This window comes from uncultured Leifsonia sp., assembly GCF_945957465.1.
Classification (GTDB): Bacteria; Actinomycetota; Actinomycetes; order Actinomycetales; family Microbacteriaceae; genus Leifsonia.
This window is the reverse complement of sequence record NZ_CAMFLC010000013.1, coordinates 22,238-46,609: the sequence shown is the minus strand read 5'-3', so window position 1 is coordinate 46,609 and position 24,372 is coordinate 22,238. Positions and strand designations below refer to the sequence as shown.

General features: G+C 70.3%; 27 protein-coding genes. 17 read left to right on the top strand and 10 right to left on the bottom strand.

Annotated features, from left to right (window positions below; genetic code table 11):
- Positions 1-27: 27 nt before the first annotated feature.
- From Q0Q23_RS08300 to Q0Q23_RS08280, 5 genes are read left to right on the top strand one after another with little or no spacing between them, the layout of a single operon-like run.
- Positions 28-1,308, top strand: coding sequence for an NAD(P)/FAD-dependent oxidoreductase (locus Q0Q23_RS08300; protein WP_295121933.1), 1,281 nt, complete (start codon positions 28-30; stop codon positions 1,306-1,308).
- Positions 1,308-1,760, top strand: coding sequence for a RidA family protein (locus Q0Q23_RS08295; RefSeq protein WP_295121931.1), 453 nt, complete (start codon positions 1,308-1,310; stop codon positions 1,758-1,760). The genes Q0Q23_RS08300 and Q0Q23_RS08295 overlap by 1 nt, the downstream gene beginning before the upstream one ends.
- A complete protein-coding gene (locus Q0Q23_RS08290; RefSeq protein WP_295121929.1) occupies positions 1,757-2,428 on the top strand; it encodes a DUF1028 domain-containing protein in 672 nt (223 codons plus the stop codon). Before Q0Q23_RS08295 ends, Q0Q23_RS08290 begins: the two co-directional genes overlap by 4 nt.
- Positions 2,421-3,578 (top strand): M20 family metallopeptidase, encoded by a 1,158-nt coding sequence (locus Q0Q23_RS08285; protein WP_295121927.1) that lies wholly within the window; start codon positions 2,421-2,423, stop codon positions 3,576-3,578. The genes Q0Q23_RS08290 and Q0Q23_RS08285 overlap by 8 nt, the downstream gene beginning before the upstream one ends.
- Positions 3,575-5,023 carry an aspartate ammonia-lyase gene (locus Q0Q23_RS08280; protein ID WP_295121924.1) on the top strand — a complete coding sequence of 483 codons (1,449 nt, stop codon included), beginning with the start codon at positions 3,575-3,577 and terminating at the stop codon, positions 5,021-5,023. Before Q0Q23_RS08285 ends, Q0Q23_RS08280 begins: the two co-directional genes overlap by 4 nt.
- Before the next feature lie 100 nt (positions 5,024-5,123).
- Here Q0Q23_RS08280 and Q0Q23_RS08275 read toward each other — a convergent pair whose 3' ends face one another.
- Positions 5,124-5,756: a TetR/AcrR family transcriptional regulator gene (locus tag Q0Q23_RS08275; RefSeq protein ID WP_295121922.1), complete on the bottom strand. Its 633-nt coding sequence runs from the start codon at positions 5,754-5,756 to the stop codon at positions 5,124-5,126.
- Positions 5,757-5,893: 137 nt separating this feature from the next.
- Between Q0Q23_RS08275 and Q0Q23_RS08270 the strand changes: the two genes are divergently transcribed.
- On the top strand, positions 5,894-7,900 hold the full coding sequence (locus Q0Q23_RS08270; RefSeq protein WP_295121920.1) for a primary-amine oxidase: 2,007 nt from the start codon (positions 5,894-5,896) through the stop codon (positions 7,898-7,900).
- Positions 7,900-8,430, top strand: a complete 531-nt coding sequence (locus Q0Q23_RS08265; protein ID WP_295121918.1) for a hypothetical protein — start codon at positions 7,900-7,902, stop codon at positions 8,428-8,430. The genes Q0Q23_RS08270 and Q0Q23_RS08265 overlap by 1 nt, the downstream gene beginning before the upstream one ends.
- A gap of 66 nt (positions 8,431-8,496) precedes the next feature.
- Here Q0Q23_RS08265 and Q0Q23_RS08260 read toward each other — a convergent pair whose 3' ends face one another.
- Both Q0Q23_RS08260 and Q0Q23_RS08255 read right to left on the bottom strand, forming a co-directional pair.
- Complete coding sequence (locus Q0Q23_RS08260; protein ID WP_295121916.1) at positions 8,497-8,742, bottom strand: DUF6457 domain-containing protein; 246 nt, start codon at positions 8,740-8,742, stop codon at positions 8,497-8,499.
- 10 nt (positions 8,743-8,752) lie between these two features.
- Entirely contained in the window at positions 8,753-9,367 is a 615-nt protein-coding gene (locus Q0Q23_RS08255) for a molybdenum cofactor guanylyltransferase (RefSeq protein WP_295121914.1), read from the bottom strand.
- A 96-nt stretch (positions 9,368-9,463) separates the two neighbouring features.
- On the opposite strand from Q0Q23_RS08255, the gene Q0Q23_RS08250 reads away from it, so the two are divergent.
- Complete coding sequence (locus Q0Q23_RS08250; protein WP_295121912.1) at positions 9,464-9,703, top strand: PLDc N-terminal domain-containing protein; 240 nt, start codon at positions 9,464-9,466, stop codon at positions 9,701-9,703.
- Between the two features lie 111 nt (positions 9,704-9,814).
- The gene (locus Q0Q23_RS08245; RefSeq protein WP_295121910.1) at positions 9,815-10,741 is read left to right on the top strand and encodes a hypothetical protein; all 927 of its coding nucleotides are present in this window, start codon (positions 9,815-9,817) and stop codon (positions 10,739-10,741) included.
- Positions 10,742-10,755: 14 nt separating this feature from the next.
- Here the strand turns inward: Q0Q23_RS08245 and Q0Q23_RS08240 are convergent, their stop codons facing one another.
- The 3 genes from Q0Q23_RS08240 to Q0Q23_RS08230 form a co-directional block, all read right to left on the bottom strand.
- Complete coding sequence (locus Q0Q23_RS08240) at positions 10,756-11,190, bottom strand: DUF2510 domain-containing protein (protein ID WP_295121907.1); 435 nt, start codon at positions 11,188-11,190, stop codon at positions 10,756-10,758.
- 163 nt (positions 11,191-11,353) lie between these two features.
- Positions 11,354-11,950 (bottom strand): dihydrofolate reductase family protein, encoded by a 597-nt coding sequence (locus Q0Q23_RS08235; RefSeq protein WP_295121905.1) that lies wholly within the window; start codon positions 11,948-11,950, stop codon positions 11,354-11,356.
- A gap of 28 nt (positions 11,951-11,978) precedes the next feature.
- On the bottom strand, positions 11,979-13,529 hold the full coding sequence (locus Q0Q23_RS08230) for a DHA2 family efflux MFS transporter permease subunit (RefSeq protein WP_295121903.1): 1,551 nt from the start codon (positions 13,527-13,529) through the stop codon (positions 11,979-11,981).
- 101 nt (positions 13,530-13,630) lie between these two features.
- Between Q0Q23_RS08230 and Q0Q23_RS08225 the strand changes: the two genes are divergently transcribed.
- Positions 13,631-14,305: a winged helix-turn-helix transcriptional regulator gene (locus tag Q0Q23_RS08225; RefSeq protein WP_295121901.1), complete on the top strand. Its 675-nt coding sequence runs from the start codon at positions 13,631-13,633 to the stop codon at positions 14,303-14,305.
- Between the two features lie 43 nt (positions 14,306-14,348).
- On the opposite strand, the gene Q0Q23_RS08220 is transcribed toward Q0Q23_RS08225, so the two are convergent.
- A complete protein-coding gene (locus Q0Q23_RS08220) occupies positions 14,349-15,104 on the bottom strand; it encodes a glycosyltransferase family 2 protein (RefSeq protein WP_295121899.1) in 756 nt (251 codons plus the stop codon).
- Between the two features lie 209 nt (positions 15,105-15,313).
- Between Q0Q23_RS08220 and Q0Q23_RS08215 the strand changes: the two genes are divergently transcribed.
- The gene (locus Q0Q23_RS08215) at positions 15,314-15,541 is read left to right on the top strand and encodes a hypothetical protein (RefSeq protein WP_295121897.1); all 228 of its coding nucleotides are present in this window, start codon (positions 15,314-15,316) and stop codon (positions 15,539-15,541) included.
- 64 nt (positions 15,542-15,605) lie between these two features.
- Here Q0Q23_RS08215 and Q0Q23_RS08210 read toward each other — a convergent pair whose 3' ends face one another.
- Entirely contained in the window at positions 15,606-16,166 is a 561-nt protein-coding gene (locus Q0Q23_RS08210; protein WP_295121895.1) for a dihydrofolate reductase family protein, read from the bottom strand.
- 59 nt (positions 16,167-16,225) lie between these two features.
- Between Q0Q23_RS08210 and Q0Q23_RS08205 the strand changes: the two genes are divergently transcribed.
- The 3 genes from Q0Q23_RS08205 (at position 16,226) to Q0Q23_RS08195 (ending at position 18,880) form a co-directional block, all read left to right on the top strand.
- Complete coding sequence (locus tag Q0Q23_RS08205) at positions 16,226-16,453, top strand: RNA-binding S4 domain-containing protein (RefSeq protein ID WP_295121894.1); 228 nt, start codon at positions 16,226-16,228, stop codon at positions 16,451-16,453.
- A gap of 116 nt (positions 16,454-16,569) precedes the next feature.
- Positions 16,570-17,151, top strand: coding sequence for a PadR family transcriptional regulator (locus Q0Q23_RS08200; RefSeq protein WP_295121891.1), 582 nt, complete (start codon positions 16,570-16,572; stop codon positions 17,149-17,151).
- A 4-nt stretch (positions 17,152-17,155) separates the two neighbouring features.
- The gene (locus Q0Q23_RS08195; RefSeq protein WP_295121889.1) at positions 17,156-18,880 is read left to right on the top strand and encodes an AarF/ABC1/UbiB kinase family protein; all 1,725 of its coding nucleotides are present in this window, start codon (positions 17,156-17,158) and stop codon (positions 18,878-18,880) included.
- Between the two features lie 22 nt (positions 18,881-18,902).
- Here the strand turns inward: Q0Q23_RS08195 and Q0Q23_RS08190 are convergent, their stop codons facing one another.
- Together Q0Q23_RS08190 and Q0Q23_RS08185 are read right to left on the bottom strand one after the other, a co-directional pair.
- A complete protein-coding gene (locus Q0Q23_RS08190; protein WP_295121887.1) occupies positions 18,903-19,754 on the bottom strand; it encodes an SDR family oxidoreductase in 852 nt (283 codons plus the stop codon).
- Positions 19,755-19,809: 55 nt separating this feature from the next.
- Positions 19,810-20,103: a hypothetical protein gene (locus Q0Q23_RS08185; protein ID WP_295121885.1), complete on the bottom strand. Its 294-nt coding sequence runs from the start codon at positions 20,101-20,103 to the stop codon at positions 19,810-19,812.
- A 133-nt stretch (positions 20,104-20,236) separates the two neighbouring features.
- Between Q0Q23_RS08185 and Q0Q23_RS08180 the strand changes: the two genes are divergently transcribed.
- The 3 genes from Q0Q23_RS08180 to Q0Q23_RS08170 all read left to right on the top strand — a co-directional run bounded on the left by Q0Q23_RS08180 (position 20,237) and on the right by Q0Q23_RS08170 (position 24,372).
- Entirely contained in the window at positions 20,237-20,617 is a 381-nt protein-coding gene (locus Q0Q23_RS08180) for an SHOCT domain-containing protein (RefSeq protein ID WP_295121883.1), read from the top strand.
- A 302-nt stretch (positions 20,618-20,919) separates the two neighbouring features.
- A complete protein-coding gene (locus Q0Q23_RS08175; RefSeq protein WP_295121880.1) occupies positions 20,920-22,287 on the top strand; it encodes an NAD-dependent succinate-semialdehyde dehydrogenase in 1,368 nt (455 codons plus the stop codon).
- A gap of 141 nt (positions 22,288-22,428) precedes the next feature.
- Positions 22,429-24,372 (top strand): hypothetical protein, encoded by a 1,944-nt coding sequence (locus Q0Q23_RS08170; protein ID WP_295121878.1) that lies wholly within the window; start codon positions 22,429-22,431, stop codon positions 24,370-24,372.

Below are 24,372 nucleotides of genomic sequence, written 5' to 3'. Positions count from 1 at the left end.
GCTCACGGATCAGCGAAGGAGATCAGCATGTCGAGCCAGGAAATCGAGGTCCTCGTCGTCGGGGCGGGCCAGGCCGGTGTGGCGATGAGCGATCATCTGACCGACCGCGGCATCCCGCACCTGGTGCTCGAGAAGGGCCGGATCGCCGAGCGCTGGCGCTCGGGGCGCTGGGACTCGCTGGTCGCCAACGGCCCCGCCTGGCACGACCGCTTCCCCAAACTCGAGTTCGAAACCGTCGGCGCCGACGACTTCGCACCCAAGGAGGACGTGGCCGACTATTTCGTCGCATACACGAAACTCATCGACGCGCCCATCCGCACCGGGGTGGAGGTCACCCGCGTCGTGAGGAACAGCGACCGGCCCGGCTTCACGGTCGAGACCTCCGACGGCGAATACCAGGCCCGCTACGTCGTCGCCGCGACCGGGCCGTTCCAGGTGCCGGTCATCCCCGCGATCGTCCCGCACGACGCCGGCGTGACCCAGCTGCACTCCAGCGACTACCGCAACCCGGCACAGCTGCCGGACGGCGGCGTGCTGGTGGTGGGTGCCGGATCGTCCGGTGTGCAGATCGCCGACGAGCTGCGCCACTCCGGACGCGAGGTCTGGCTGTCCGTCGGACCGCACGACCGACCACCGCGTCGCTATCGCGGTCGCGACTTCGTCTGGTGGCTGGGCGTGCTCGGCAAGTGGGACCTCGCCGCGCCCCCGCAGGGCGCCGAGCACGTCACCATCGCGGTGAGCGGCGCCGACGGCGGCCGCACGGTCGACTTCCGCGAACTCGCAGCCGGCGGGATCACCCTCGTCGGCCGCACCGACGCGTTCGCCGACGGGCGGATGCGATTCGCGGCCGACCTCGCCCGCAACGTCGCCGCGGGCGACGCCAACCTGTTCGCGCTGCTCGACGAGGCCGACGCCTACGTCGCCCGCAACGGCCTGGACCTCCCCGAGGAGCCCGAGGCGCGCCTCCTCGGCGCCGACCCCGCGAGCCTCACCGACCCTATCCGGGAGCTCGACCTGACAGCTGCCGGCATCTCGACGATCGTGTGGGCCACCGGCTTCCGCACCGACTACAGCTGGCTGCAGGTCGACGCGTTCGACGAGGACGGCAGGCCCGCCCACCAGCGCGGCGTCTCCACCGAGCCCGGCGTCTACTTCCTCGGCCTCCCGTGGCAGTCGCGCCGCGGCTCCAGCTTCATCTGGGGCGTCTGGCACGACGCCCGCCACATCGCCGACCAGATCCAGATCCAGCGGGGCTACCTCGCCTACGACCAGCAGGCCGCGCTCGCGGCGGAAGGAGCAGTCCTCTGATGCCCACCCACACCCGGATCCGCCCGTTCAACACCAAGGACACCTACCCTGAGCAGAAGCTCGACAACGACCTCTGCCAAGCCGTCGTCGCGAACGGCGTCGTCTACCTCCGCGGCCAGATCGGGCAAGACCTGGAGACCCGCGAGTCCGTCGGCGTCGGCGACGTGGAGGCCCAGGCCGAGAAGGCGATGGCGAACATCGCGATGCTGCTGGAGGAGGCCGGTTCGAGCCTCGACGACATCGTCAAGGTCGTGATCTACCTCATCGATCCGCGCTACCGGGAGCCCGTCTACCGGGTCGTCGGACGCTGGCTGAAAGGCGTCTTCCCGGTCTCCACGGGCCTCGTCGTCTCGGCGCTCGCCCGACCGGAGTGGCTGGTGGAGATCGACGCGACGGCCGTGATCTCTTCGGAGGCGCGCTCGTCGGCCGCGGGCTCGGAGGCGTCGCGATGACCTTCTCCATCCTCGCCGTCGACGACAGCGGCGCCATCGGCTCCGCCATCTGCTCCTCGTCGCCGGCCGTCGCCGCACGCTGCGTCACCCTCGCCGACGGCGTGGGCGGCGCTCACTCGCAGAACGTCACCGATCCCCGCCTCGGCCCCCGGCTCGTCGACGGGCTGCGCGACGGGCGCCCGGTCGAGGAGGTCCTCGCGTGGGTCGTGGATTCCACGCCCGACATCGACTACCGCCAGCTCCTGGTGATCGACCGCGACGGCCGCTCCGCCATCCACTCGGGCTCACACGTGCTCGGCGAGCACGGCCAGGCGCAGTCCGCGCACGCGGTCGCCGCCGGGAACATGCTCGCGCGAGCCGACCTCCCGCAGCTGATGGTGGATGCGCTGGAGGCGGCCGAGGGCGACCTGGAGGTGCGCCTGCTGGCCGCGCTGAAGGCCGCCGTCGCCGCGGGCGGCGAGGAGGGCCCGGTGCACTCGGCCGGCGTCGCGGTCGTGCGCGACGCCGGCTGGCGGGTCACCGACCTGCGCGTCGACTGGGCCGACGATCCCGTGGCGCTGCTCGACGAGATCCTCGTCGAGACCTGGCTGCCGCAGCGCGACGCGTACGTCATGCGCGGTCTGATGCCGGCCGGCGCGCCCAGCTACGGTGTGCCCGGCGATGAGTGAGCCGCCCGCCGTCTCGGACGTCACGGCGCTGAAGGAACGCGTGCGGGAGCTCGTCGACGGCGACCTCCCGCGGCTCGTCGCCCTGTCGGAGGCACTGCACGCCGACCCCGAGACCGCGTGGGACGAGCATCGCTCGGCCGCCCGGCTCTGCGATGCCCTCGCCGACCGCGGCCTGGCGGTGACGCCCCGCTATCTGGGATTCGAAACCGCGTTCCTGGCGACCGCCGGCTCCGGCCCGGTGCGCATCGGGGTGTGCGCCGAGTACGACGCGCTGCCCGGGCTCGGGCATGCCTGCGGCCACAATCTGATCGCCGCGATCGCCGTCGGCGTCGCCTCGGCGCTCGCTCCGGTGGCCGACCGGCTCGGCATCACGCTGGAGGTCTACGGCACTCCCGCGGAGGAGGGCGGCGGCGGAAAGATCGAACTGCTCGACCGCGGCGCCTTCGCCGGCCTCGATCTCGCGGTCATGGCGCATCCGGGGCCGGTCGACGTCGCCGAGGCGCGCCCGTTCGCCGTCGCGCACACCCACGTGCGGTACGACGGCAAGGCCGCGCACGCCGGCGCGTACCCCGAGGAGGGCGTCAACGCGAACGACGCGTTCGTCGTCGCCCAGGTCGCGATCGGACTGCTGCGCCAGCAGCTGCCGCACTCGGCGCGCGTGCACGGCATCCAGACCGTCGGAGGGCAGGCTCCCAACGCCATCCCCGACCGCACGGAAGGACGCTGGTACGTGCGCGCCGAGACGCTGGCGGAGCTGGCCGGCATCGAGGAGAAGGTGAACCGGTGCTTCGAAGCGGGCGCTCTCGCCTCCGGAGCCGCGCTCACCATCACGCCCGAGAGCAAGCCCTACTCCGAGTTCCGCAACGACGAGCGGGCGCTCGCCTTCTACCGCGCCAACGCCGGCGCGCTCGGGCGGGTGTTCGACACGTCGGGTTCGGGCGCGATGAATCGTGCATCCACCGATATGGGGAACGTGTCGCAGGTCGTACCGGCCATCCACCCCTACATCGGCGTGAACAGCCTCCCGGCCACCAACCACCAGCCGGAGTTCGCGGCCGCGTGCGTCGGGCCCCACGCCGAGAAGGCGCTGCGGGATGCCGCGGTCGCGCTCGCGCAGACCGTCGTCGACGTCGTTCGGGCTTCGTCGTGAGCGCGACCCGCGTCGAGCACGACTCCCTCGGCCCCGTCGAAGTGCCGGCCGACGCCTACTGGGGCGCGAACACGCAGCGTGCGCTCGAGAACTTCCCGATCTCCGGACGCGGGATCGGGACGTACCCCGAACTCGTCGCGGCGCTCGCGCTCGTCAAGCAAGCGGCAGCCCGGGCGAACGCCGAGATCGGCGTGCTCGACCCCGCGATCGCCGCCGAGATCGACGCGACCTGCCAGGAGATCGCCGACGGGAGCCTGCACGACCAGTTCGTCGTCGACCTGATCCAGGGCGGCGCCGGCACCTCGACGAACATGAACGCGAACGAGGTCATCGCCAACCGCACGCTCGAGCGCCTCGGGCGTGCGCACGGTCGCTACGACGTGATCCACCCGCTCGACCATGTCAACCGCAGCCAGAGCACCAACGACGTGTATCCGACCGCCGTGAAACTCGCGCTCACCACCGGGTTGCAGCGGCTGATCGCCGAGCACGCGCTGCTCGCTGCGGCGTTCCGGTCGAAGGGCGCGGAGTTCCGCGACCACGTGAAGATCGGGCGCACGCAACTGCAGGACGCCGTGCCGATGACGCTCGGGCAGGAGTTCACGGCGTTCGCGGTGACGATGGAGGAGGACGGCCTCCGGCTCGGGGAGACCATCCCGCTGCTCGCCGAGATCAACCTCGGCGCCACCGCGATCGGCACCGGTATCACCGCGTCACCCGGGTACGCCGCCGCCGTCGTGCGTCACCTCGCGACGGCGACCGGCCTCCCGCTGGTCACGGCCGCCGACCTGATCGAGGCGACCTCGGACACCGGAGTGTTCATGCTGGTCTCTGCCGCGCTGAAACGCGCCGCGATCAAGCTGTCCAAGATCGCATCGGATCTGCGGCTGCTCGCCAGCGGCCCGCAGTTCGGGTTCGGGGAGCTGCACCTCCCGCCCCGCCAGGCCGGGTCGTCCATCATGCCGGGCAAAGTCAATCCGGTGATTCCGGAGGTCGTCAACCAAGTGGCGTTCGCGATCGCGGGGGCCGACGTGTCCATCACGATGGCCGCCGACAACGGCCAGCTCCAGTTGAACGCCTTCGAGCCGCTGATCGCGAGCTCGCTGCTGCAGGGGATCACCTGGCTGACCAACGCGTGCCGCACGCTGCGGGTGAACTGCATCGACGGCATCCGGGCCGACGCCGAGCTGCTGCGCACGCGCGTCGCGTCGTCGATCGGCCTGGTCACGGCGCTGACGCCACGGATCGGCTACTCGACCGCGGCGCAGATCGCGCACGAGGCGCTGGAGACCGGGTGCGACGTGCGCACCGCGATCGTCGGCCGCGGCCTCCTCAGCGCCGAGGAGTACGACGCGATCACCGACCCGCGCCTCCTCACCGGCACCGCCGCTCCCTCCGCCAGACCCCGAAGGCGGGATCGCGAAGGGCGGGCGAGGGGCGAGTAGACGCCCTCAAATGCGGATCTTAGGGGCTTCAAGGCGCCCTTCGGCTGCCCTTCGCTTGCCCTTCGGCGCGCTCGGGCGAGGGGGCTCGGCGGCGCGGGGCTCAGCTGAGCCAGGTGCGGAGGGTGTCGGCGGCGGGGGAGGCGGCCGCGCCGAGCCAGGGGGCGACAGCGGTCGCGAACGAGCGGCGGGCCTGGCGGGGGTCGTCGTCGACGGACTCGGCGGCCCAGATGACCTGCTCGCCCGCGTAGACGGAGTCGAGGAGGCGGACCAGCGGCTCGATCGGTGTGTCCGCGAGCAGGTCGCCGTCGGCGACCGCGTCGGTCAGGGCAACGCGCGTACGGTCGGTGAACTCGCGCGGCCGGCCGAACGCGGAGCGCGTGGCCGCGTCGGGCAGCACCTGGCCCCAGAAGGCCACGACGACGCGTGCCTCCTCCCGGGTGACCTCTGTGGTCGGGAGGATCTCCTCGGCGATCGCGAGCAGCGCGGCGAGCCCGCGGAGGTCGCCCGCGCGCTCGTCGATGCGCGCCAGCGTGCGCTCGATACCCCGCTGGGCCGCAGCCTCCGCGATCTGCTCGACGGAGTCGAAGTAGTGCCACAGTGTGCCCGGCACGACACCGAGCTCGGCCGCGACCGACCTGCCGTGCGTGCCCGCGACGCCCGAGCGCGCGAGGACGCGCAGGTACGCCTCGACGATGTCGCGGCGGCGCTGGTCGTGATCGACGATCTTGGGCACGCCCTCCATCTTGCCCGACGTTCTCGCGGTCGCCGGTAGCGGAGGAGATCCGCTCCGTATGCAACTCGCTCTTCCGCCTGCCGGATTTTGACGCTAGAGTCAATAACCATCGGGAACGCCGACGAAGGAGTTTTGGAATGTCCCTGACCGCACCCACCGCCACGACGACCCATCCGCTCGCCGCGCTCACCGGCGCCGAGATCGACCGCGCGCGCGAAATCATCACCGCAGCCGGTCTGGTCACCGAGCACACGCGCTTCACCTATGTGCTGCTGCGCGAGCCGCACAAGCGCGACGTGCTCGACCCCGAGCGTGCGGCCGGTCTGCACCGCCAGGTGGAGACGCTGCTGCTCGACTTCTCGACGGGCGCGGTCACGCAGGTGGTCGTGGATGTGACCGACGGCGACGTCGTCAGCACGCGCGAGCTCGACCCCGTCACCGACGGCACCGCGCCTGTGCTCGACGAGGAGTTCGCGCTCGTGGACGAGATCGTCAAGGCCGACGCCGGCTGGGCGGCCGCGCTCGCTCGCCGCGGCATCCACGACATCGAGAACGTGCGCACCTGCCCGCTCACCGCCGGGCACTTCGGCTACGACGACGAGGAGGGGCGCCGGATGTTCCGGGTGCTCGCCTTCTACCAGGCCGATCAGGCCGATCTCGCCTGGGCGCACCCGATCGACGGCATCGTCGCCCACGTCGACACCCTGTCGCGTTCGGTCATCCGCCTCGTGGAGACGCCGATCGACACGGTCCCGATGGAGTCCGGCGACTACCTCGACCCTGAGCTGACGGGGCCGCTGCGCACCTCCCTCAAGCCCATCGAGATCCGCCAGCCGGAGGGCGTCAGCTTCACATACGACGACGGCGTGCTGCGCTGGGAGAACTGGGACCTCCGCGTCGGTTTCAACGGCCGCGAGGGCCTGACCCTGCACGACGTCGCGTTCACGTACCAGCAGGAACGCCGCCCCATCCTCTACCGGGCCTCCATCTCCGAGATGGTCGTCAACTACGCCGACCCGACGCCGATCCACGGCTGGCAGAACTACTACGACGCGGGCGAGTACCAGTTCGGCCGCCTCGCCAACTCCCTCGAGCTCGGCTGCGACTGCCTGGGCGAGATCTTCTACCTCGACGCCGTCGTGGCCGACGATTTCGGCCGCCCGCGCACGATCACCAACGCGATCTGCATCCACGAGGAGGATTACGGCATCCTCTGGAAGCACACCGACGAGTTCAGCCACACGTCGGAGGCGCGCCGCCAGCGCCGCCTGGTCGTCTCGTTCTTCACGACGGTCGGCAACTACGACTACGGTTTCTACTTCTACTTCTACCTCGACGGCACGTTCGAGGTGGAGGCCAAAGCCACCGGCATCGTCTTCACCGGCGCGCACGACGGCGGCGACGACCCGTACTCCACGCCGCTCGCTCCCGGCCTCGGCGCTCCGGTGCATCAGCACATGTTCTGCGCGCGTCTCGACATGACCGTCGACGGCGTCGCGAACAGCGTCGACGAGATCGACGTCGCCCGGGTGCCGGTGTCGGACGCCAACCCGTGGGGGAGCGCCATCGGCCGGACGATCACGCGGCTCGAGACGGAGGGCGGCGCCGTGCGCGATGCCGACGGGAGCGTCGGCCGTGTCTGGAGCATCAGCAGCGCCGAGCGGACCAACCGGGTCGGGCGCCCGACCTCGTACGTGCTGCACCCCGAGTCGGCTCCGGCGTTGTTCAGCGCCGAGGAGGCGCACCAGCGCCGCAGGGCCGGGTTCGCCGCGCACCACCTGTGGGTGACGCAGTACGAGCCCTCCGAGCTCTGGGCGGCCGGCTACGCCGTCAACCTCCACCCGGGTGGCGCCGGCCTGCCTGCATACGTCGCCCAGGACCGGCCGATCGACGGCGAGGACATCGTCGTCTGGCACACGTTCGGGCTGACGCACTTCCCGCGCTTGGAGGACTGGCCGATCATGCCCGTGGATTACGCGGGTTTCTCGCTCAAGCCCTACGGGTTCTTCGACCGGAACCCGACGCTGGACCTGCCGCGGTCGGCGTCGTCCTGCCACACGTCGGGTGCGGACGCCTCGGGTGTGGACGCCTCGGGTGCTGGCGCGGCCGCCGCCTGTGGCCCGGATTGCACCTGCGGGCACTGATGATGCTCGACGTGGGCGCGCTCGGAGCCTCCACGGTCTCCGCGTGCTGCCTGCTCGGCTCGCCGCGTCCGCGCCGGGTGTGGATCTCGGCCGCGCTCATGGTCCTGGCGATGCTCGGCTGCGTGCTGGCGTCCGTCGCGCCCGGTCTCGGCCTGCTCTCGATCGTGCTGTCGCTGGCCTCGGCGGGGTTCGCCCTCCAGCGGCGCGACGGGCGGGTCTCCCCGATGACGCTCCATCGAGCGCTCGGCGGGGTGACGATGGCGGCGCTCGTCTCGCTGTCGCTCGGGATGGCGGCGACGGGGCGTGCGGGCGCGGTGTCCGGGCACGCGCACGGCGTGCCGCTGGTGGCGATCGCCGTCGCGTTCGTCGTCGGGTACCTCGGCTACAGCGCCTGGCTGCTGGTCGCCATGGCGCGCAACCGGCGCCCGGCCGCTGCCTCCGGTCGCGCGCGCAGCCGCGCTCGCGACCTCCGCGGCATCGGGGAGGTCGCCGGCATGGCCGTCGGAGTCCTCCTCATGTGCGCCATGTGAGCGCTGAAACGGGAGCGCCGAGACGTGAGTAATCGCGGGAATCCGAGCCCGGATTCCCGCGATTACTCACGCCTCGCCGGGCTCCGCCTCGGCGATCGCCGCTCGCAGCTCGCGCGAGACATCGTCGAGCGTGCGCCCGCTGCCGACGGCCATACCCGCGATGTACGCGGTGAGCGGCGCGGCCGGGCGCGTGACGCCGTGCGCGGCGTCTTTCGCGAGGTCGAGCAGAGCCGCCACGTCCCCGGGCTCGAGCGTCACTCCGAGGCGTCGTGCGGCGGCTCCCGCCCAGGTGTCGAGTTCTTCGGGGGTCATCGGGGCTCCTTCATTCTGTCGAGGTCATCTGGTCGGCGTCATCTGGTCGGCGTCGTCCGGTCTGCGCCGTCTGGTCGAGGTCGTCCGGTACGTCGATGTCCGCGATCGCGTCGGCGTCCGCGGCGACGAGCCGGAGGCCCAGCTCACCGATGATCGCGCGCGCGGGCCTTCCGGCCGCCCCGCCCGCGGCCTCCAACTCGGCGACGCGGTCGCGCAGTGCGGCCACCGGGGTGCGCGCCAGCAGCCACTGCGGCTGCCCGCTCCGATCGGCGAGCACACCGGACCCGATCGCCAGCAGTGCGGCGACCGCGGCCTCCGGATGCGCCAGGTCGGCCGCGAGGATGAGCGCGTCGTCCACATCCGAACCGAGCGGCGCCAGCCCGGCGGCGATCGCCGCGCACGGTCCGCCCCAGCGGGGGTACTCGGACACCGCGACGACGCCGCTCGTCACGCTCGCGTCCGCCCCCGAGACCAGCACGATCGGGGCGCAGGCGCTCACGGCCCGCATCGTGCGCTCGAGGAGGGTGCGACCGCCGACCTCGGCGAGAAGCTTGTCGCTGCCGAACCGCGTCGAACGCCCACCCGCGATGACGATCGCGGCGGGAGGCGGGGGAGTGAGGGCCACACGTCCAGCGTGCCACGATTGCGGCCTCCCACGATTGCGGCCTCCCGCAACCCGCACCCCACAGGCTGGAGCCGACCGGACGGTATGGTGTCAGACATGTTCTTCGGACTCGCCGGCTGGCACGTGCTGATCCTGCTGTCGTTCTGGGTCGTGCCCTTCGTGCTGTGGGTGATCGCGCTCGTGCAGATCGCCCAGTCGAAGGCGGCTGCCGGCCCCGTAGTGGCGTGGGTCGTCATCGTGACGCTCATCCCGCTCGTGGGTGCGATCCTGTGGTTCGCGATCGGACGGCGCTCCCTGCGCCGGGAGGGGCCGAGCATGCCTCCCGCGTCGGTCTGAGAATCCGTATCTCCACGGATTTGCGCCCGCGACGGCGCCGATAGCGTGCGAAGTGCGGCTCCATCCCGAGGGGCTGCCGGCGAACGCCGCTGACGTACGGATCGGAGAGTCATGTCGGAGGCCACCGTGCCCGCACCCGGTTTCAACCGCTTCGGCTGGGTGCGCAAGCTGCTGCCGCGCATCGTCATCGGAGCACTGATCGCCGCGGCTCTGGTGGGCGTCTACGCGGTGATCATCGGCCGGTGGGACGAGACCTGCTGGCGGCTGATCGGCACGATCGTGCTGCTGGTGTTCTTCTCGCTCGTCTCCTGGTACGACGCCGACGTGTCCGCCCGGCGCGCCCCCTGGTTCGGCGCGGTGTCGGTCGCGCTGTCCGCGTTCCTGCTGCTGGACGGGCTCTGGAAGATCTGGTCGCCCACGGTCGACGCCCCGCACGATTCCGGCGTCGCATCGTGGGGCTTCTTCTCGTGGATTCTGCTCGTGGCCGTCACGCGGCTCGGCCTCCTCCACCTCCACCTGGTGCTGAACACGCAGCGCCGGTTCACCGGGCCGATCATGTCGAAGGTGACCCTGGTGACGCTGATCCTGGTCGGCGTGCTGACCGTCGCGCTGGCCGCGCCGCTCGTGTTCACCGCGGCCGACTTCACCGAGGGGTATTGGAGGTTCGTCGGGGCGATCGCCATTCTGGACGCGCTGGGGACCATCCTCATCCCGTTGACGTACACGCTGTTCGGGCCGAAGGAGGCGCGGGGGCCGAAGGCGCAGCGAGCCGGCTTGCCGGAGTACGCGTCGCCGGTGGCGCCGGCGGGTGCATCCGGTGCTGCGACCGGAGTTGCAGGGGCCGGCGTCACTGTGGCGGCGTACGCGCCTCCTGCTGCGCCTGCTGGTTTCACGCCCGCTGCTCCGCCCTCCGCCTACCCGAACGTCGCCACATCGACGGGAGGCCTCCGCCTCGAGTGGCCGCGCTACATCAACGGCACGCCGCTTCCCGCCAAGCCCGACGGGTCGCCGGACTTCACCGGGGTGATCGGGTACTGAGGCCGATCGGATCGTCAGGCGCCGGTCACGGTCGTGCCACCGGTCGACGTGAGCAGCGCGAGGGTGACGACCGCGGCCACCACCACGAGCGAACCGCCCCCGAGGACGACGCCCCAGACCGCGCGTGCCTTGCCGACGTGCGGCTGCATCCGGTTCGCGCGGACGAGCGCGGGGATGCCGGACGCGACGGAGGTCGCCGTTCCCGCCACCATCAGCAACATCAGCAGCGGGTCGATTCCGATCGCCGTGATGAGCGCGAGTGCCGCGATGGCGGCGGAGGTGATGCCGCCGCCCAGCGCCGCCGTCGCAAGGCCGTTGCTCTGCGCGAGCAGCACGGGCGCGTGCGAGGGAATCGCCTGCAGCGACTCCGTCCACCGCTGCCCGTCCCACCACCGCTGGTAGCGGCTGTCGGCGTCGGGGTACCAGCCGGGAGGCGGCAACTGGCTCATCGGGCTCCTCGTCGAGAACATTCGGGTTGCCTGAGGCTATCGCCATCGTTACCGAATCGTAAGCTTTGGGTGGCGAGTGCACCTGTATTGGGGTGTGGTCGCCGCTCGGGCGCGCAGCACCCACACCGTTGGCATCGCTACTCCGTCTGAGCGGATGAGTCGTTCATGCGTACTGCGGTCGGCCGCCGACCGCATAGTTCAGGGCCACGATCCCGCTCGGGAAGACGCGCGAGTCCCGGAGGTCGAGGGCGAAGTCGCGACCGGTGCGCGGGAGGAACGACTCACCCTGCCCCACGATGACGGGGAACTGGATCATATTCAGTTCATCCACGAGCTCGTTCTCGAGGAGCCAGCGTGCAAGGGCGACGCTGCCGACGAGCAGCAGTTCTCCGTCGGCCCCCGCCTTCACCTCACGGATCCGTGCTGCGAGGTCTCCCGAGATGACCGTCGAATGCTCCCAGGTCGTCTCGGTCAGGGTGTTCGATACGACGTACTTGGGTTTCGAGCTGATCGCCTCCCCGAAGCCGCCGTCGTCGCTGCGCGCGCCCCAGTAGGTTGCGAACAGATCGAAAGTGCTGCGTCCGAGCAGGAACGCATCGGGTCGTCGCCAGGTGTCGAGGATGTAGCGGCCGGCCTCGGTGTCCCCGACGCCGATCGCCCAGCCACCGCGGGTGAAGCCCGGGTCCAGCTCCTCATTGTTGCCGCCGTTCGCCTGGGCGACGCCGTCGACGGTGACCTGCAGGCTGATGGTGAGTTTCATATCGTGTCCCCTCCTTCGTTTCTTCGTTTCAGTGTGACGAGTCGGCGGGCGCCGGCGGCTTCCGCACGAACACCGCGAGGACGATGACGGCCAGCGACAGGATGCCCCCGGCGAGGAACGCGAGGTGGGCACCCGCCGCGGCCGCGGCCGGCGACGGCAAGTCGGGGTTCGCGGCGCCGATCGACGCGACGCCTGCCGCATAGAGGGCGATGAAGATCGCGGTGCCCGCCGCGCCGGCGACCTGCTGCAGCGTGGCGATGGTCGCGCTGCCGTGCGAGTACAGACGCTGAGGCAGAGAGCCGAGCGAGGCGCTGAACGCGGGCGTGAACAAGAACGCGAGCGACAGCATCAGGAGGATGTGCGCGGCGAGCAGCACCATCCACGAGGATCCTTCGCCGAGGCCGAGTGCCATGGTCCACAGCGCCACCGCCATGCCGATCGAGCCGGGGACGACCAGCGGGCGCGGGCCGAAGCGGTCGAACAGCCGCCCGACGGTCGGCCCGGCGAGCCCCATGAGCAGGCCGCCCGGAAGCAGGATCGCGCCGACCCAGAGCGGGTCGAGGCCGAGGGTGTAGCGGGCGAACTGCGGCAGCACGATGAACGTGCCGAACAGGGCGATCATGGCCATCGTCATCATCCCGACCGAGACGGCGAAGTCCCGCGAGAGGAACGTGCGCAGGTCGAGCAGTGCCGAGTCCGTCCGCTGCAGCACGCGCTGCCGCCACACGAAGAGCCCGAGCGTCGCGAGTCCGACCGCCACCGGGATCCACGGCTGGACCGCCGCCTCGCCCACCGCGGCCGCGCCGATCTGACTGAGCCCGAAGATGAGAGCCGAGAAGCCGAGAGCCGACATGATGACGGAGGCCGTGTCCAGCGGAACCCTCCGGGTCTCCGAGACGTTCGGCACCCGGCGCATCCCGATCATGAGCATCGTGAGGCCGATCGGGAGCATCACCCAGAACAGCCCCTGCCACGGCAGCACCTGGATGAGCGCGCCGGAGACGATCGGGCCGACCGCAGGCGCCACGGACATGACGATGGACACCCGGCCCATCACCCGCCCGCGCTCCTCCGCGGGCACGATCGTCATCACCGTCGTCATCATGAGCGGCATCATGATCGCGGTGCCGACGGCCTGGACCACGCGTCCGGCGACGAGCACCTCGAACACCGGCGACAGAGCGGCGATCAGGGTGCCGGCCACGAAGCTCGACATCGCGATGGTGAAGACCGTGCGGGTCTGCAGGCGCTGCATCAGCCATCCGGTGATCGGGATGACGACCGCCATCGTGAGCGCGAACGCCGTCGTCAGCCATTGGCCCTTGGTCGCGTCGATGTGCAGGGACTCCTGGATGCGGGGGAGCGCGACGGCCATCATCGTCTCGTTCAGGAAGACGACGAAGACGGCAGCGAGCAGGAGCCGGAGGGCGGTGCGGTTGCGGCTCTCGAGCCCGCGTGCCGGCCGGTCGGCGACGGGCTCGGCGTTCGTCTGCTCGGCGTCGGCCCGGATGTCGGCCGGAATGTCGGCCGGAATGTCGGCCGCGATGTCCGCCGCGTTTCGAGCGATGGTGTCGGTCATGTCCTTCTCCTTCATCGGAGTCGCTGCAAAAAATGAAGTGGGGCTGCTTCACAAAATAAAGCACACTGCAATTAATGAAGTCAAGTGCTAATCTGTGATCCATGACGAACCAGCACTACGGGCAGTTCTGCGGCCTCGCTCGTGCCGCGGAGATCGTGGGGCAGCGATGGACGCTGCTGATCCTGCGAGACCTGAGCGTCGGTCCACGGCGCTACTCGGAGCTGGTCGCGGGCCTTCCCGGCATCCCGACGGGCACCCTGGCCTCGCGACTCAAGGAGCTCGAGGACCAGGGCATCGTCGAACGAACGCTCCCCTCCGGCGCCGAACGCTCCACCGTCTACGCGCTCACGCCGCGCGGCGAGGAGCTCGGCCCGGCGCTCGACGCCCTCTCCCGGTGGGGAGCGGGCGGCATGCGCACGCCTCGCGCGGGCGAGATCGTCACCACTGCATCCATCACTGCCGCACTGCGGGTGGCGGCCGGCGACGGTGTCGTTCCGGACGACTGGGACACCACGTACGAGGTGCGCGTCGGCGACGTGACGGCGCACGTGATCATGTCCGACGGCGTCATCGTCGTCGGAGCCGGACCCGTGGAAAAGCCGGACCTGGTCATCGCGGCAGGGCCGCATATCCGCGACGTGCTCGCGGGCGAGCTGGACGCGCCGACGGCGATCGCGACCGGCGCTGTCCAGCTCGAGGGGGATCCCGCGCTGTTCCAGCGTTTCGCCGACACGCTGCGCGTGCCGTTCAGCGTCAACGTGCCGGCCGTCGGCTGACCCGGGCGCTGCGCGTCGCGGGACTCAGGAAGGCGCCGGAGCGTCACTGCCCCCGCTGCAACGCACGCCGCCTCCGGCGTCGCTCTCGGAGCGTCAGCTCCGTGCGGTTGAGCGCGAACGTGTTGACGGACCACGCGATGTGTCGCCGAAATGACGACCACGAGGTGAGCTGGCGCCCCGACACCCCGACGACGAGGGTCGGGTCGTAGAGCACGCTCATGTCGGGGGCGAGCTGGATGCTCAGGTCGGAGTCGTCGTGGATGTCGCTCCGGTCGCGGTGGACCAGCGGGCTCATCCGCGACCATGCGGCGCGGCGGATCGCGAAGTTCGAGCCGAACAGGGGCGGGTGGCCCAGCATCAGGCCGACCGCATGGAAATACCCGCCCAGGTACAGGGTCCGGCCGGCCCAGGCGAGAAGGGCGTTTGTTCCGTAGAAGCGGCCGGTTCCGGTGACCGCGCTCCACGGACCCGACGCGAAGTCGTCCACCAGGCGCTGCGACCAGTCGGGCGACGGGCGCGAGTCCGCGTCGATGCGGGCCAGGATGTCGCCGCGGGCGGAATCGAGTCCGGCGGCCGTCGCGTCGGGTATCCCTCCTGTCGCGGTGACGATGCGGGCGCCGCCCCGCGCCGCGACGTCGCGGCTGTCGTCGGAGCTGCCGCCGTCGACCACGATCACCTCGGCAGCCTTCACGGTCTGGGCGGCGAGCGCCTCCAGACACTGCGAGAGCATCGGGGCGTCGTTCAGGCAGGGGATGACCACGGAGAGGGCCGGCGCCGTGGCCGACGCGGGATTCGTCATGGTCGCGCTCCTGTCGCCGAACTCCTGTTGCGTGCTGCTGGGCTCACGACGCTAGAACGCGAAAGGGCCGCGGCTCAAGGCCGAACGTCCCCTGGGCGCGCGCCCGGCAACGCACGCCTCGTCGCGCTCGGAGCCACCGTCGCCGGGCTGTGGTTCCCGTCCGACGAGGAGGGACCTTCGGCCCGATCATCGGTCACTTCTATCGCAACGTGCCCAAGGAGACCGTCGAGGAGATGGGGGCGACGCTGACCGCCGGTCAGGCCGGCCTCCTGATCATCGCCGTGGATCCGAAGGGGCTGGACATCGGTGCGCTACTGACGAGAGCCGAGAAGAAGGTCGTGAAGACCGGGGTCACGGATGAGAAGGACGCCGAGCACGATGCGCTCGAATCCGCCTTCGAACAGATGAGCGACACCAGCGCGACTGCGACGGCCTGAGCCCGATCCGGTTTCGGGGAGGCGCGGCCCGCCTCCCCGAGCGCCGTCTGTTCGATCGTGACGGCTACGCGCTGGGCCGGAACAACAGCGCTGTCGCTCCCGCCGAGAACTCCTGACGATGGACGAGTTCGAGTCGGATGCGCTCGCGCAGGCCGGCCAGCAGCGTCGGCCCGTGACCGGCCAGGACGGGATGCACGACGAACAGGTACTCGTCGATCAGCCCGAGTTCCGCCAGAGCCAGCGGGAGCGTGACGCCGCCGACGTACAGGCTCCCGCCCGCCTGTTGCTTCAGCCGCCGCACGGCTTCGCCCACATCGCCACGTAGCAGCTCGGCGTTCCAGTCGACGCCGCTCAGCGTGTTGGAGACCACGTACTTCTTCGCCCCGTCGATGGCCTCGGCGAAAGCGGACTGCGGCTCGTCCATCCACTCGGGCCAGAGGCCGGAGGCCGGTCTGCGCCAGGCCGCCTCCATCATGCCGTAGGTGACGCGCCCGAAGATCAGCGCATCGGGACGCTGCAACTCGGCGGTCCAGAAGCGCATCGACTCCTCGTCGGGAGCGAGCCCGGCCTCGTGGTGGACGCACCCGTCGAGCGTGACATTGATGGCGTAGCGAAGCGGTCTCATCGCGCTCTCTCCTTCGATTCACGCGGAGCGTCCTCCCCGGACCGTACTACGATTTCGGAATGGCCGACTCCGCTCCGATCGAAGACGTCCCCATCGGGGGCGAGGGCATCCGTCTCGGTCAGTTCGTGAAGTTCGCCGGACTCCTCGACTCCGGAGGCGACGTCAAAGAGGCGATCATCGACGGCTACGTCACCGTGAACGGCGAGGTCGACCGCCGCCGCGGGCGGCAGCTGCAGGTCGGCGACGTCGTCGAGTTCGAGGGGCGCCGGGTCCGCGTCTCTGCCTGAGGGCGAAACATGTCACCCTCCTCAAACCTCCCTGCGAATTCCCCGACCCTCTCCCACCCCGGCCACGAACGATATATCGTGAACTATCGTTTACCGCTTCTCCCGAGGAGGACATCATGAGCGGAACTTTCAGTGGTGGTGGCGGCTGGGGCGCCAACATGAACCCCGACAATCTGTGGCAGGCGTTCGATCAGCTGCGGTCGCAGTTCGAGAAGAAGGTCGGCACGCGGATGGGGCGGGGCGACGTCCGGTCGGCCGTTCTCGCCTTGCTCGCCGAGAAGCCGATGCACGGCTACCAGATCATCCGCGAGATCGAGGAGCGCAGCGGCGGCAGCTGGAAGCCGTCGGCAGGGTCCGTCTATCCGACCCTGCAGCTGCTCGCCGATGAGGGGCTGATCTCGGCCGAGGAGTCCAATGGGCGCAAGACCTACGCGCTCACCGAGGAGGGCAGGGCTGCGGCCGAAGAGGCCGGGCCGGCGCCGTGGGACTCGGACGCCGACACGAGCGGAGCCGGCAGCAACCGCGGCCCGTTCGGAGGCCACAACCCGTTCGACGGCGACCTCCCGAAGGCCGGGATGGCTCTCGCCCAGGCGGCCGCGCAAGTGCGGCGCACGGGCACGCCCGAGCAGATCAAGGAGGCGGTGACCGTCCTCGACGACGCCCGCCGCAAGCTCTACTCGATCCTCGCCCAGGACTGAGCGGGTGGCGTCGCCGAAAGCGCACCACGATACGGCGGGCGCGGGGAACACCCGCGCCCGCTACCGCCGCATCTTGCGCTTCGCAGCGCGGAACCTCCTGCACATCTGGTGGTACGACCTCTTCTTGCCGCGGATCGGGCTCGCCCGGTTCAGCGAGCGCGGGCGCACCAAGCGGCTCACGGCGTTCGCGCGGCGGTTCCACGACCTCGCGGTCGACCTCGGCGGCCTGATGATCAAGGTGGGGCAGTTCATGTCGAGCCGGCTCGACGTGCTGCCCCCGGAGATCACGAAAGAGCTCGAAGGGCTGCAGGACGAGGTGCCCGCCGTCCCGTTCGAGGCCATCCGGGCACTGGCGGAACGCGAACTTGGGATGCCGCTGGACCGCGTGTTCGAGAGCATCGACCCGGTCCCGCTCGCGGCGGCCTCCCTCGGTCAGGCGCACCGGGCGAGGCTCGCACAGGGCGACAGGGACGACACCGGGCTCGAGACGGTCGTCGTCAAGGTGCAGCGGCCCGGGATCGACGCGATCGTCGACGTGGACCTGGCGGCGCTCCGCCGCGTGGGCGGCTGGCTCCGGCGGGTGCGCGTGGTGGCCGACCGCGTCGACATGCCGGCGCTCGTCGAGGAGTTCTCGGTGACCTGCCTGGAGGAGATCGACTACCTCCATGAGGCTCGCAGCTGCGCGCGGTTCGCCGACGATTTCGCGCACGATCCTCGTGTCGCCAACCCGGAGGTGGTGTGGGAGCGCACCACGCGCCGGGTGCTGACGCTCGAGGATGTGACGGCGATCAAGATCACCGACGCGGCCGCGCTGCGCGCCGCCGGCATCGACCCGGCGCACGTGGCGCCCGTCTTCGCCTCGGTGATGTTCGACCAGCTGTTCACGAACGGGTTCTTCCACGCCGACCCGCACCCGGGCAACATCTTCGTCACACCCCACGTCGCCGACCCCGCCGAGGCGATGGATGCGAGCACAGCGCACCCGTGGAAGCTCACGTTCATCGACTTCGGGATGATGGGGGAGGTGCCCGACAGCACCCGCAGCGGGCTGCGCAAGCTCCTCATCGCGGCGGCCTCCCGCAACGGCAAAGGCCTGGTCGACGCCATGCGGGACGTGGGGGTGCTGCTGCCGAGCTCCGACACGAGCGAGCTCGAACGGGCGATGACGCAGCTGTTCGCACGGTTCGGCGGGATGGGCTTCGCCGAGCTGAGGGAGGTCGACCAACGCGAGTTCCGCGACTTCGCGGTGCAGTTCGGCGACGTGATCCGGTCGCTGCCGTTCCAGCTGCCCGAGCACTTCCTGCTCATCATCCGGGCGATGTCGCTGACCTCCGGGGTGTGCAGTGCGCTCGACCCCGACTTCAACCTGTGGGACTCGATCGAGCCCTACGCGTCGCAGCTGCTGCGCGACGAGAGCGGCAACGTGGTGCAGGATGCGCTGAAGGAGGCCGTCTCGATCGCGGGCGTCGCCGTGCGGCTTCCGAAACGGCTGGACAACGTCATCACGCGCATCGAAGAGGGCGACTTCGCGGTCAAGACGCCCGACCTCGACCGCCGCATCGCGCGGCTGGAACGGGTGACGCGCCGGCTGATCGGGGCGGTGCTGTTCAGTGCGTTGCTCGTCGCGGGCTCAGTGCTGCTGCCGACGGTGCCGCCGCTCGCGATCGTACTCATGAGCGTGTCGGTGCTGCCTCTGCTCTACACCCTGTTCGGCGGCCGGCGGCGGTGACCGCCGCCGGGTCCCGGGGTGTTCAGGCGCTGCTCGGCTCGGGGCTCACCCAGTGCCGGGTGACCGCCTGCACGTGCGCACCGTCGAGATCCGCGAGCTTCACACCCGCGAACCGCCGCGCGGCCTCCGACGTCTGCACGCGGGCAGGCGGGTTCGCAGAGGTCAGCACCTCCACGACGACGTCGGCCACCCCCTCGGGCGTCTGGGCGTTCGCGGGGTCGAACGCGGCAGCGGTGCGCTCCAGGTAGGCGTCGAGGGCGCCCGCGTACGGTGTGCCCTCGACCGAGCGGCGGCCGCCGACGTTCGCGACGAACTCGGTCGTCACCGCGCCCGGCTCGATCACGCTCACCCGCACGCCGACCGTCGCCGCGACGGGGGCCAGCGACTCCATGAAGCCCTCGACGGCGAACTTCGCCGCGCAGTACGCCTCGTTGAACGGCTGGCCGACCACGCCACCCACACTGGACACGGTGAGCACCCGGCCGCCGCTCGCGCGCAGCAGCGGCATGGCGGCGCGGGTCATCGCGACGACGCCGAAGAAGTTGACCTCCATGACGCCGCGCACGTCGTCCACCGACTCGAGCTCGATGGTGCCGAGATGACCGGCCCCCGCGTTGTTGAGCAGGGCGTCCAACCGGCCGTACGTCGAGGCCGCATAGTCGACGGCCGCCGCGACGGAGGCCGGATCGGTGACATCCAGCGGCTGGATGTCGAGCGTCACACCGGCGGCGGAGGCCGCGGTGCGCAGGGCGTCGGAGCGGTCGGGATCGCGCATGGTGGCGACGACGGTGAACCCGGCGCGGGCGGCGGCCACGGCCGAGGCCAGGCCGATGCCGGACGAGGTGCCGGTGATGAGGAGGATCGATTCGGTCACGGTGTCATCCTCCCACTCGCCGCCTGCCCTTCGCAGGTGGGTCGACTGACGCGCCTCAGCGCGGGGTGTACTCGTACACGACCGCCGACCAGTGGTTGTCGATCTCATCCCACGCCGCGTCGTCCATGTAGGCGAGGCGGTACTGCAGGTTGAGGATCGGCCCCAGGACGTCGAGCACATCCGGCCGGAACGGCTTCTCCGGCGGTACCCCCAGCCCGAAGCTGTGGATGATGCCGTCGTCGGCGGCCCGGAGCCAGATGCCCCAGCCGCGTTCGACGGGCATCGCCACGACGCGGAAGACGTGCGCGGGATCGTAATCGGCGGGGAGCGCGTCGGGCAGGTCGGCCATGGTCCAAAGCTACCGCCGGCCGGGTCGGACAGGCGAACAGGATGCTCCACGCGATCGGGTGTAGCCAGACGGTGGGCCGAGGAGTTACATTCCCGTCGCCGGCAGTTGGCCGGCCGCAGTGGGGAGGGCCATCATGAACAACTTCTGGAGCGTGGTGTGGACGTTCTTCTGGTGCTTCGCGTTCGTCGCGTATCTGTTCGCGCTGTTCGCGATCATCGGCGACCTGTTCCGTGACCACAAGCTCAATGGCTGGTGGAAGGCGGTGTGGATCATCTTCCTGGTCTTCGTGCCGTTCCTCACCGCGCTGGTCTACCTCATCGCCCGCGGACGCGGGATGGCGGAGCGCAACATGAAGGAGGCCGCCGACACCCAGGCCGCCGTCGACGCGCACATCCGCGATGTGACGTCGTCGACCAGCCCGGCGGACGAGATCGCCAAAGCGCAGCAGCTGCTGTCCTCCGGAGCGATCACGCAGCAGGAGTTCGACCATCTGAAGGCCCGAGCGCTCGGTTAGCCGGCGTCCGGCCACCGACCACGGGTGCCGCGGCCTCCCACCCCTGTCGCCGCGGCACCCGGATCTGACGTGAGGGCCGCATACTGCCCTCGAAGGGCGAGTTGGGGCCCCTAAAGCGCCCTTTTTGGGGCGTTTACGCGCCCTTCGATCCGCGTTGGTCACGTGGATCTTCCGGTGAGGGGACGCCCCTCGTAGCGCGAGCCGCGGCGGACCCGTAGGGTCTTTACGGGGCACTCTCCCGAGGGCCTCCCACCACGATCACCCAGGGCCACGACCCCGTCACTGTAGGAATAAGGAGCAACATGAGCTACGCCGTGACCAATCCCGCCACGGGCGAGACGGTCAAGACCTTCGACACCATCACCGACGCCGATCTCGAAGCAGCGATCGCGTCGGCCGACCACGCCTACCGCACCTGGTCGAAGAAGACCACGGTCGAGGAGCGCGCTGCCCTGGTGCGCCGGGTCGGTCAGCTGCACGTCGAGCGTCGCCAGGAGCTGGCCGACATCATCGTGCGCGAGATGGGCAAGCCGGTCGAGCAGGCGCTGGGCGAGGTCGACTTCGCCGGAGCGATCTACGAGTACTACGCCGACAACGCGACCGAGTTCCTCAAGGACGAGCCGATCCAGCTGCTCGACGGCACCGGCTCCGCGATCGTCCGCCGTTCGGGCCTGGGCGTGCTGCTCGGGGTCATGCCGTGGAACTTCCCGTACTACCAGGTGGCCCGCTTCGCCGGCCCCAACCTGATCATCGGCAACACCATCCTGCTCAAGCACGCCGAGCAGTGCCCGGAGTCGGCCGCCGCGATCGAGAAGATGTTCCTCGACGCCGGGTTCCCGGAGGGCGCCTACGTCAACATCTACGCGTCGCACGACCAGATCGAGACGGTCATCGCCGACCCGCGCGTCCAGGGGGTCTCGCTCACCGGCTCCGAGCGTGCCGGTGCGAAGGTCGCCGAGATCGCCGGCCGCAACCTCAAGAAGGTCGTGCTGGAGCTGGGCGGTTCCGACCCGTTCATCCTGCTGTCGACCGACGACCTCGACGCCACCGTGCAGAACGCGGTCGACGCGCGGCTCGACAACAGCGGCCAGTCCTGCAACGCCGCCAAGCGGTTCGTGATCGCCGACGAGCTCTACGACTCGTTCCTGGCGAAGTTCACCGCCAAGCTCGCAGAAGTGGAGGCCGGCGACCCGACGAGCGAGAGCTCGGCGCTCGGCCCCCTGTCGTCGCTGAAGGCGGCCGAAGGTCTCGACGACCAGGTCAAGCGGGCCGTCGCGGCCGGCGCGACCCTCGTGCGCGGCGGCGGCCGCAACGGCGCGTTCTTCGAGACCACCGTGCTCACCGACGTGACGCCGGACAACCCGGCCTCCAAGGAGGAGTTCTTCGGCCCGGTCGCTCAGGTCTTCCGTGCGAAGGACGAGGCGGACGCCGTGCGGATCGCGAACGACACCCCGTTCGGTCTCGGCTCGTACCTCTACACCACCGACGAGGAGCAGGCGCTGCGGGTCGCCGACCAGATCGAAGCCGGCATGGTCTTCGTCAACGTCGTCCTCGCCGACGGCGCAGAGCTGCCCTTCGGCGGCGTGAAGCGCTCCGGCTCCGGCCGCGAGCTCGGTCGCTTCGGCGCCGACGAGTTCGTCAACAAGAAGCTCATCCGCATCGGCGGCTGAGCCGCCCTCTCGCGCGGGATTCGTCACGAATCTCACGTTTCGTGCCACGAATGTCGACATTCGTGACGAATCCCGTCGCGAGGGAGGGGTGGTGGACGGCGTGGTCTTGCCGCGGCGGGCGCCGTGCGCGACAGTGACACCGTGAACGAGCTTCCGATCGTCTACTGCCGCGGGTATGCCGGCCCGACCAGTCAGATCGACTCCACGGTCAACGATCCCTTCTACGGCTTCAACGAAGGCGCCACCCACACCCGCGTCAACGGCGACGGCGACCCCAAGTTCTACCAGTTCGAGGGGCCGCTGCTGCGGCTCCTGGGCGAGCGCGACTACCGAGTGCTGGTGCGCGGCAGCCAGAAGGAGCTTCTCGCGACGGCTCCCGACGGGACACTGCCGCAGAAGTCGATCTGGATCCATCGCTTCTACGACGAGGCCGCGACCACCTATGCAGCCCCGACGCCCCGCACCGGGAGCTTGTTCGACCGGGCGATCGCGTGGACGGAGGATCTCGTGCGCGAGCACACCAGCGCGCAAGGGTTCGACATCGAGCAGGCGGCGCGGGAGCTCTACGACCTGGTCCTCCAGGTGCGTGAGAAGACCGGCGCGCCGAAGGTCTTCCTGGTCGCGCACTCGATGGGCGGGCTGGTGGCGCGCTGCATGATGCAGAAGGTCTGCCAGGAGGACGGCCGCATCCCGGCCAGGGAGCTGGTCGCCAAGTTCTGCACCTACGCCACACCGCACGGCGGCATCGTCTTCACGGGCGGCTTGTTGAACTGGCTGATGGAGACGTTCGGTCCGGCCGGGTCGGACATCTTCTCGCCGCCTAAGATGTACGGCTACCTGACGCCGGGCAAGACGTTCGGCGACCGGCCGATCGGGAAGACCTGGGACCCGCGCGTCATCCCACCGGAGGTGTTCGACGTCGACGACGTGTTCTGCATCATCGGAACCGACTCTGCCGACTACAACCTGGCCAAGCTCGGTGTCGGACCGCGCAGCGACGGCCTCGTGCTCATCGAGAACGCCTACGTCAAAGGGGCCCATCGCGCCTTCGTCTACAAATCGCACTCCGGCCCGTACGGCGAGGTCAACTCGGAGGAGGGCTACCAGAACCTGGCCCGGTTCCTGTTCGGGCACTGGTCGGTGCAGGTGGAGCTGAGCGGGCTCCCTCCGGCATCGGCGATCGCCGCGCACCCGGATATCGCCTGGCAGGCCGACCTCCAGCTCGCGATCCGCGGCCTGTCGGTGCTGATCACCGAGCAGAAGGCGGCGCACTACAACCCGGTGCAGCTCAACGCGGAGATCGCCCAGCACGCGCCGGGGGCGCCCGGCGACGACACCGTCGATGCCCCGATCCCGCTGGTGGGGACGTTCCTGTTCTCGAAAGAGCCGCCGAGCGACCTCCCGCCGACGAACGTGACCCCGGGAGTGGGCGACGACCCGGTTCCGGCGGCCGCGACCCCGATCGGGCCGGCCGAGTCACGGGACGGCGACCCAGCGTTCCGGCCGGCGCACGCCGGGTGGTGGCAGCGCTTCGTGGAGTCGTTCGGCGCGGGCGACGAGGAGCGCGCTGGGACGGCCTCCGGCGGCTCTATGGACGGATCCCTGCAGAACCCGCTCGATCCCACACTGCCCGACGTCGCCGCGGCGACGGTCGCGTCGGTCGCCCACGACCTCGCTACCGCCGCCGCGCACGCCGGCGACGGCAGCGAGTACGCGAAGCTCAGCGAAGGCCTCTCCCGCTACGCCCTCACCCTGCGCGTCTACCAGGTCATCACCCGCAACGGCGTGTTCGACTTCAGCAGCAACCTGGAGCAGGTCGGCGACTGGCAGGACGTGCTCATCGTCGACATCGGCCGGTCGGCCGACGGCCGGTTCGGGGCGTGGACCGGCTGGAACAGCGCCGTGCCGGGCGCGATCAACCAGCTCGGGCAGATGACGGACGAACTCACCCTGAGCCCCGATCCGGCGGACCGCGACGTCATCCGGGCGGTGCTGCCGCTTCCCGCGGCCGCGCGTGCGCTCCCGGTCTTCGGACCGTCCGCGCAACTGGTCTTCACGATCAGGAACCGCGACGCGAATCCGTGA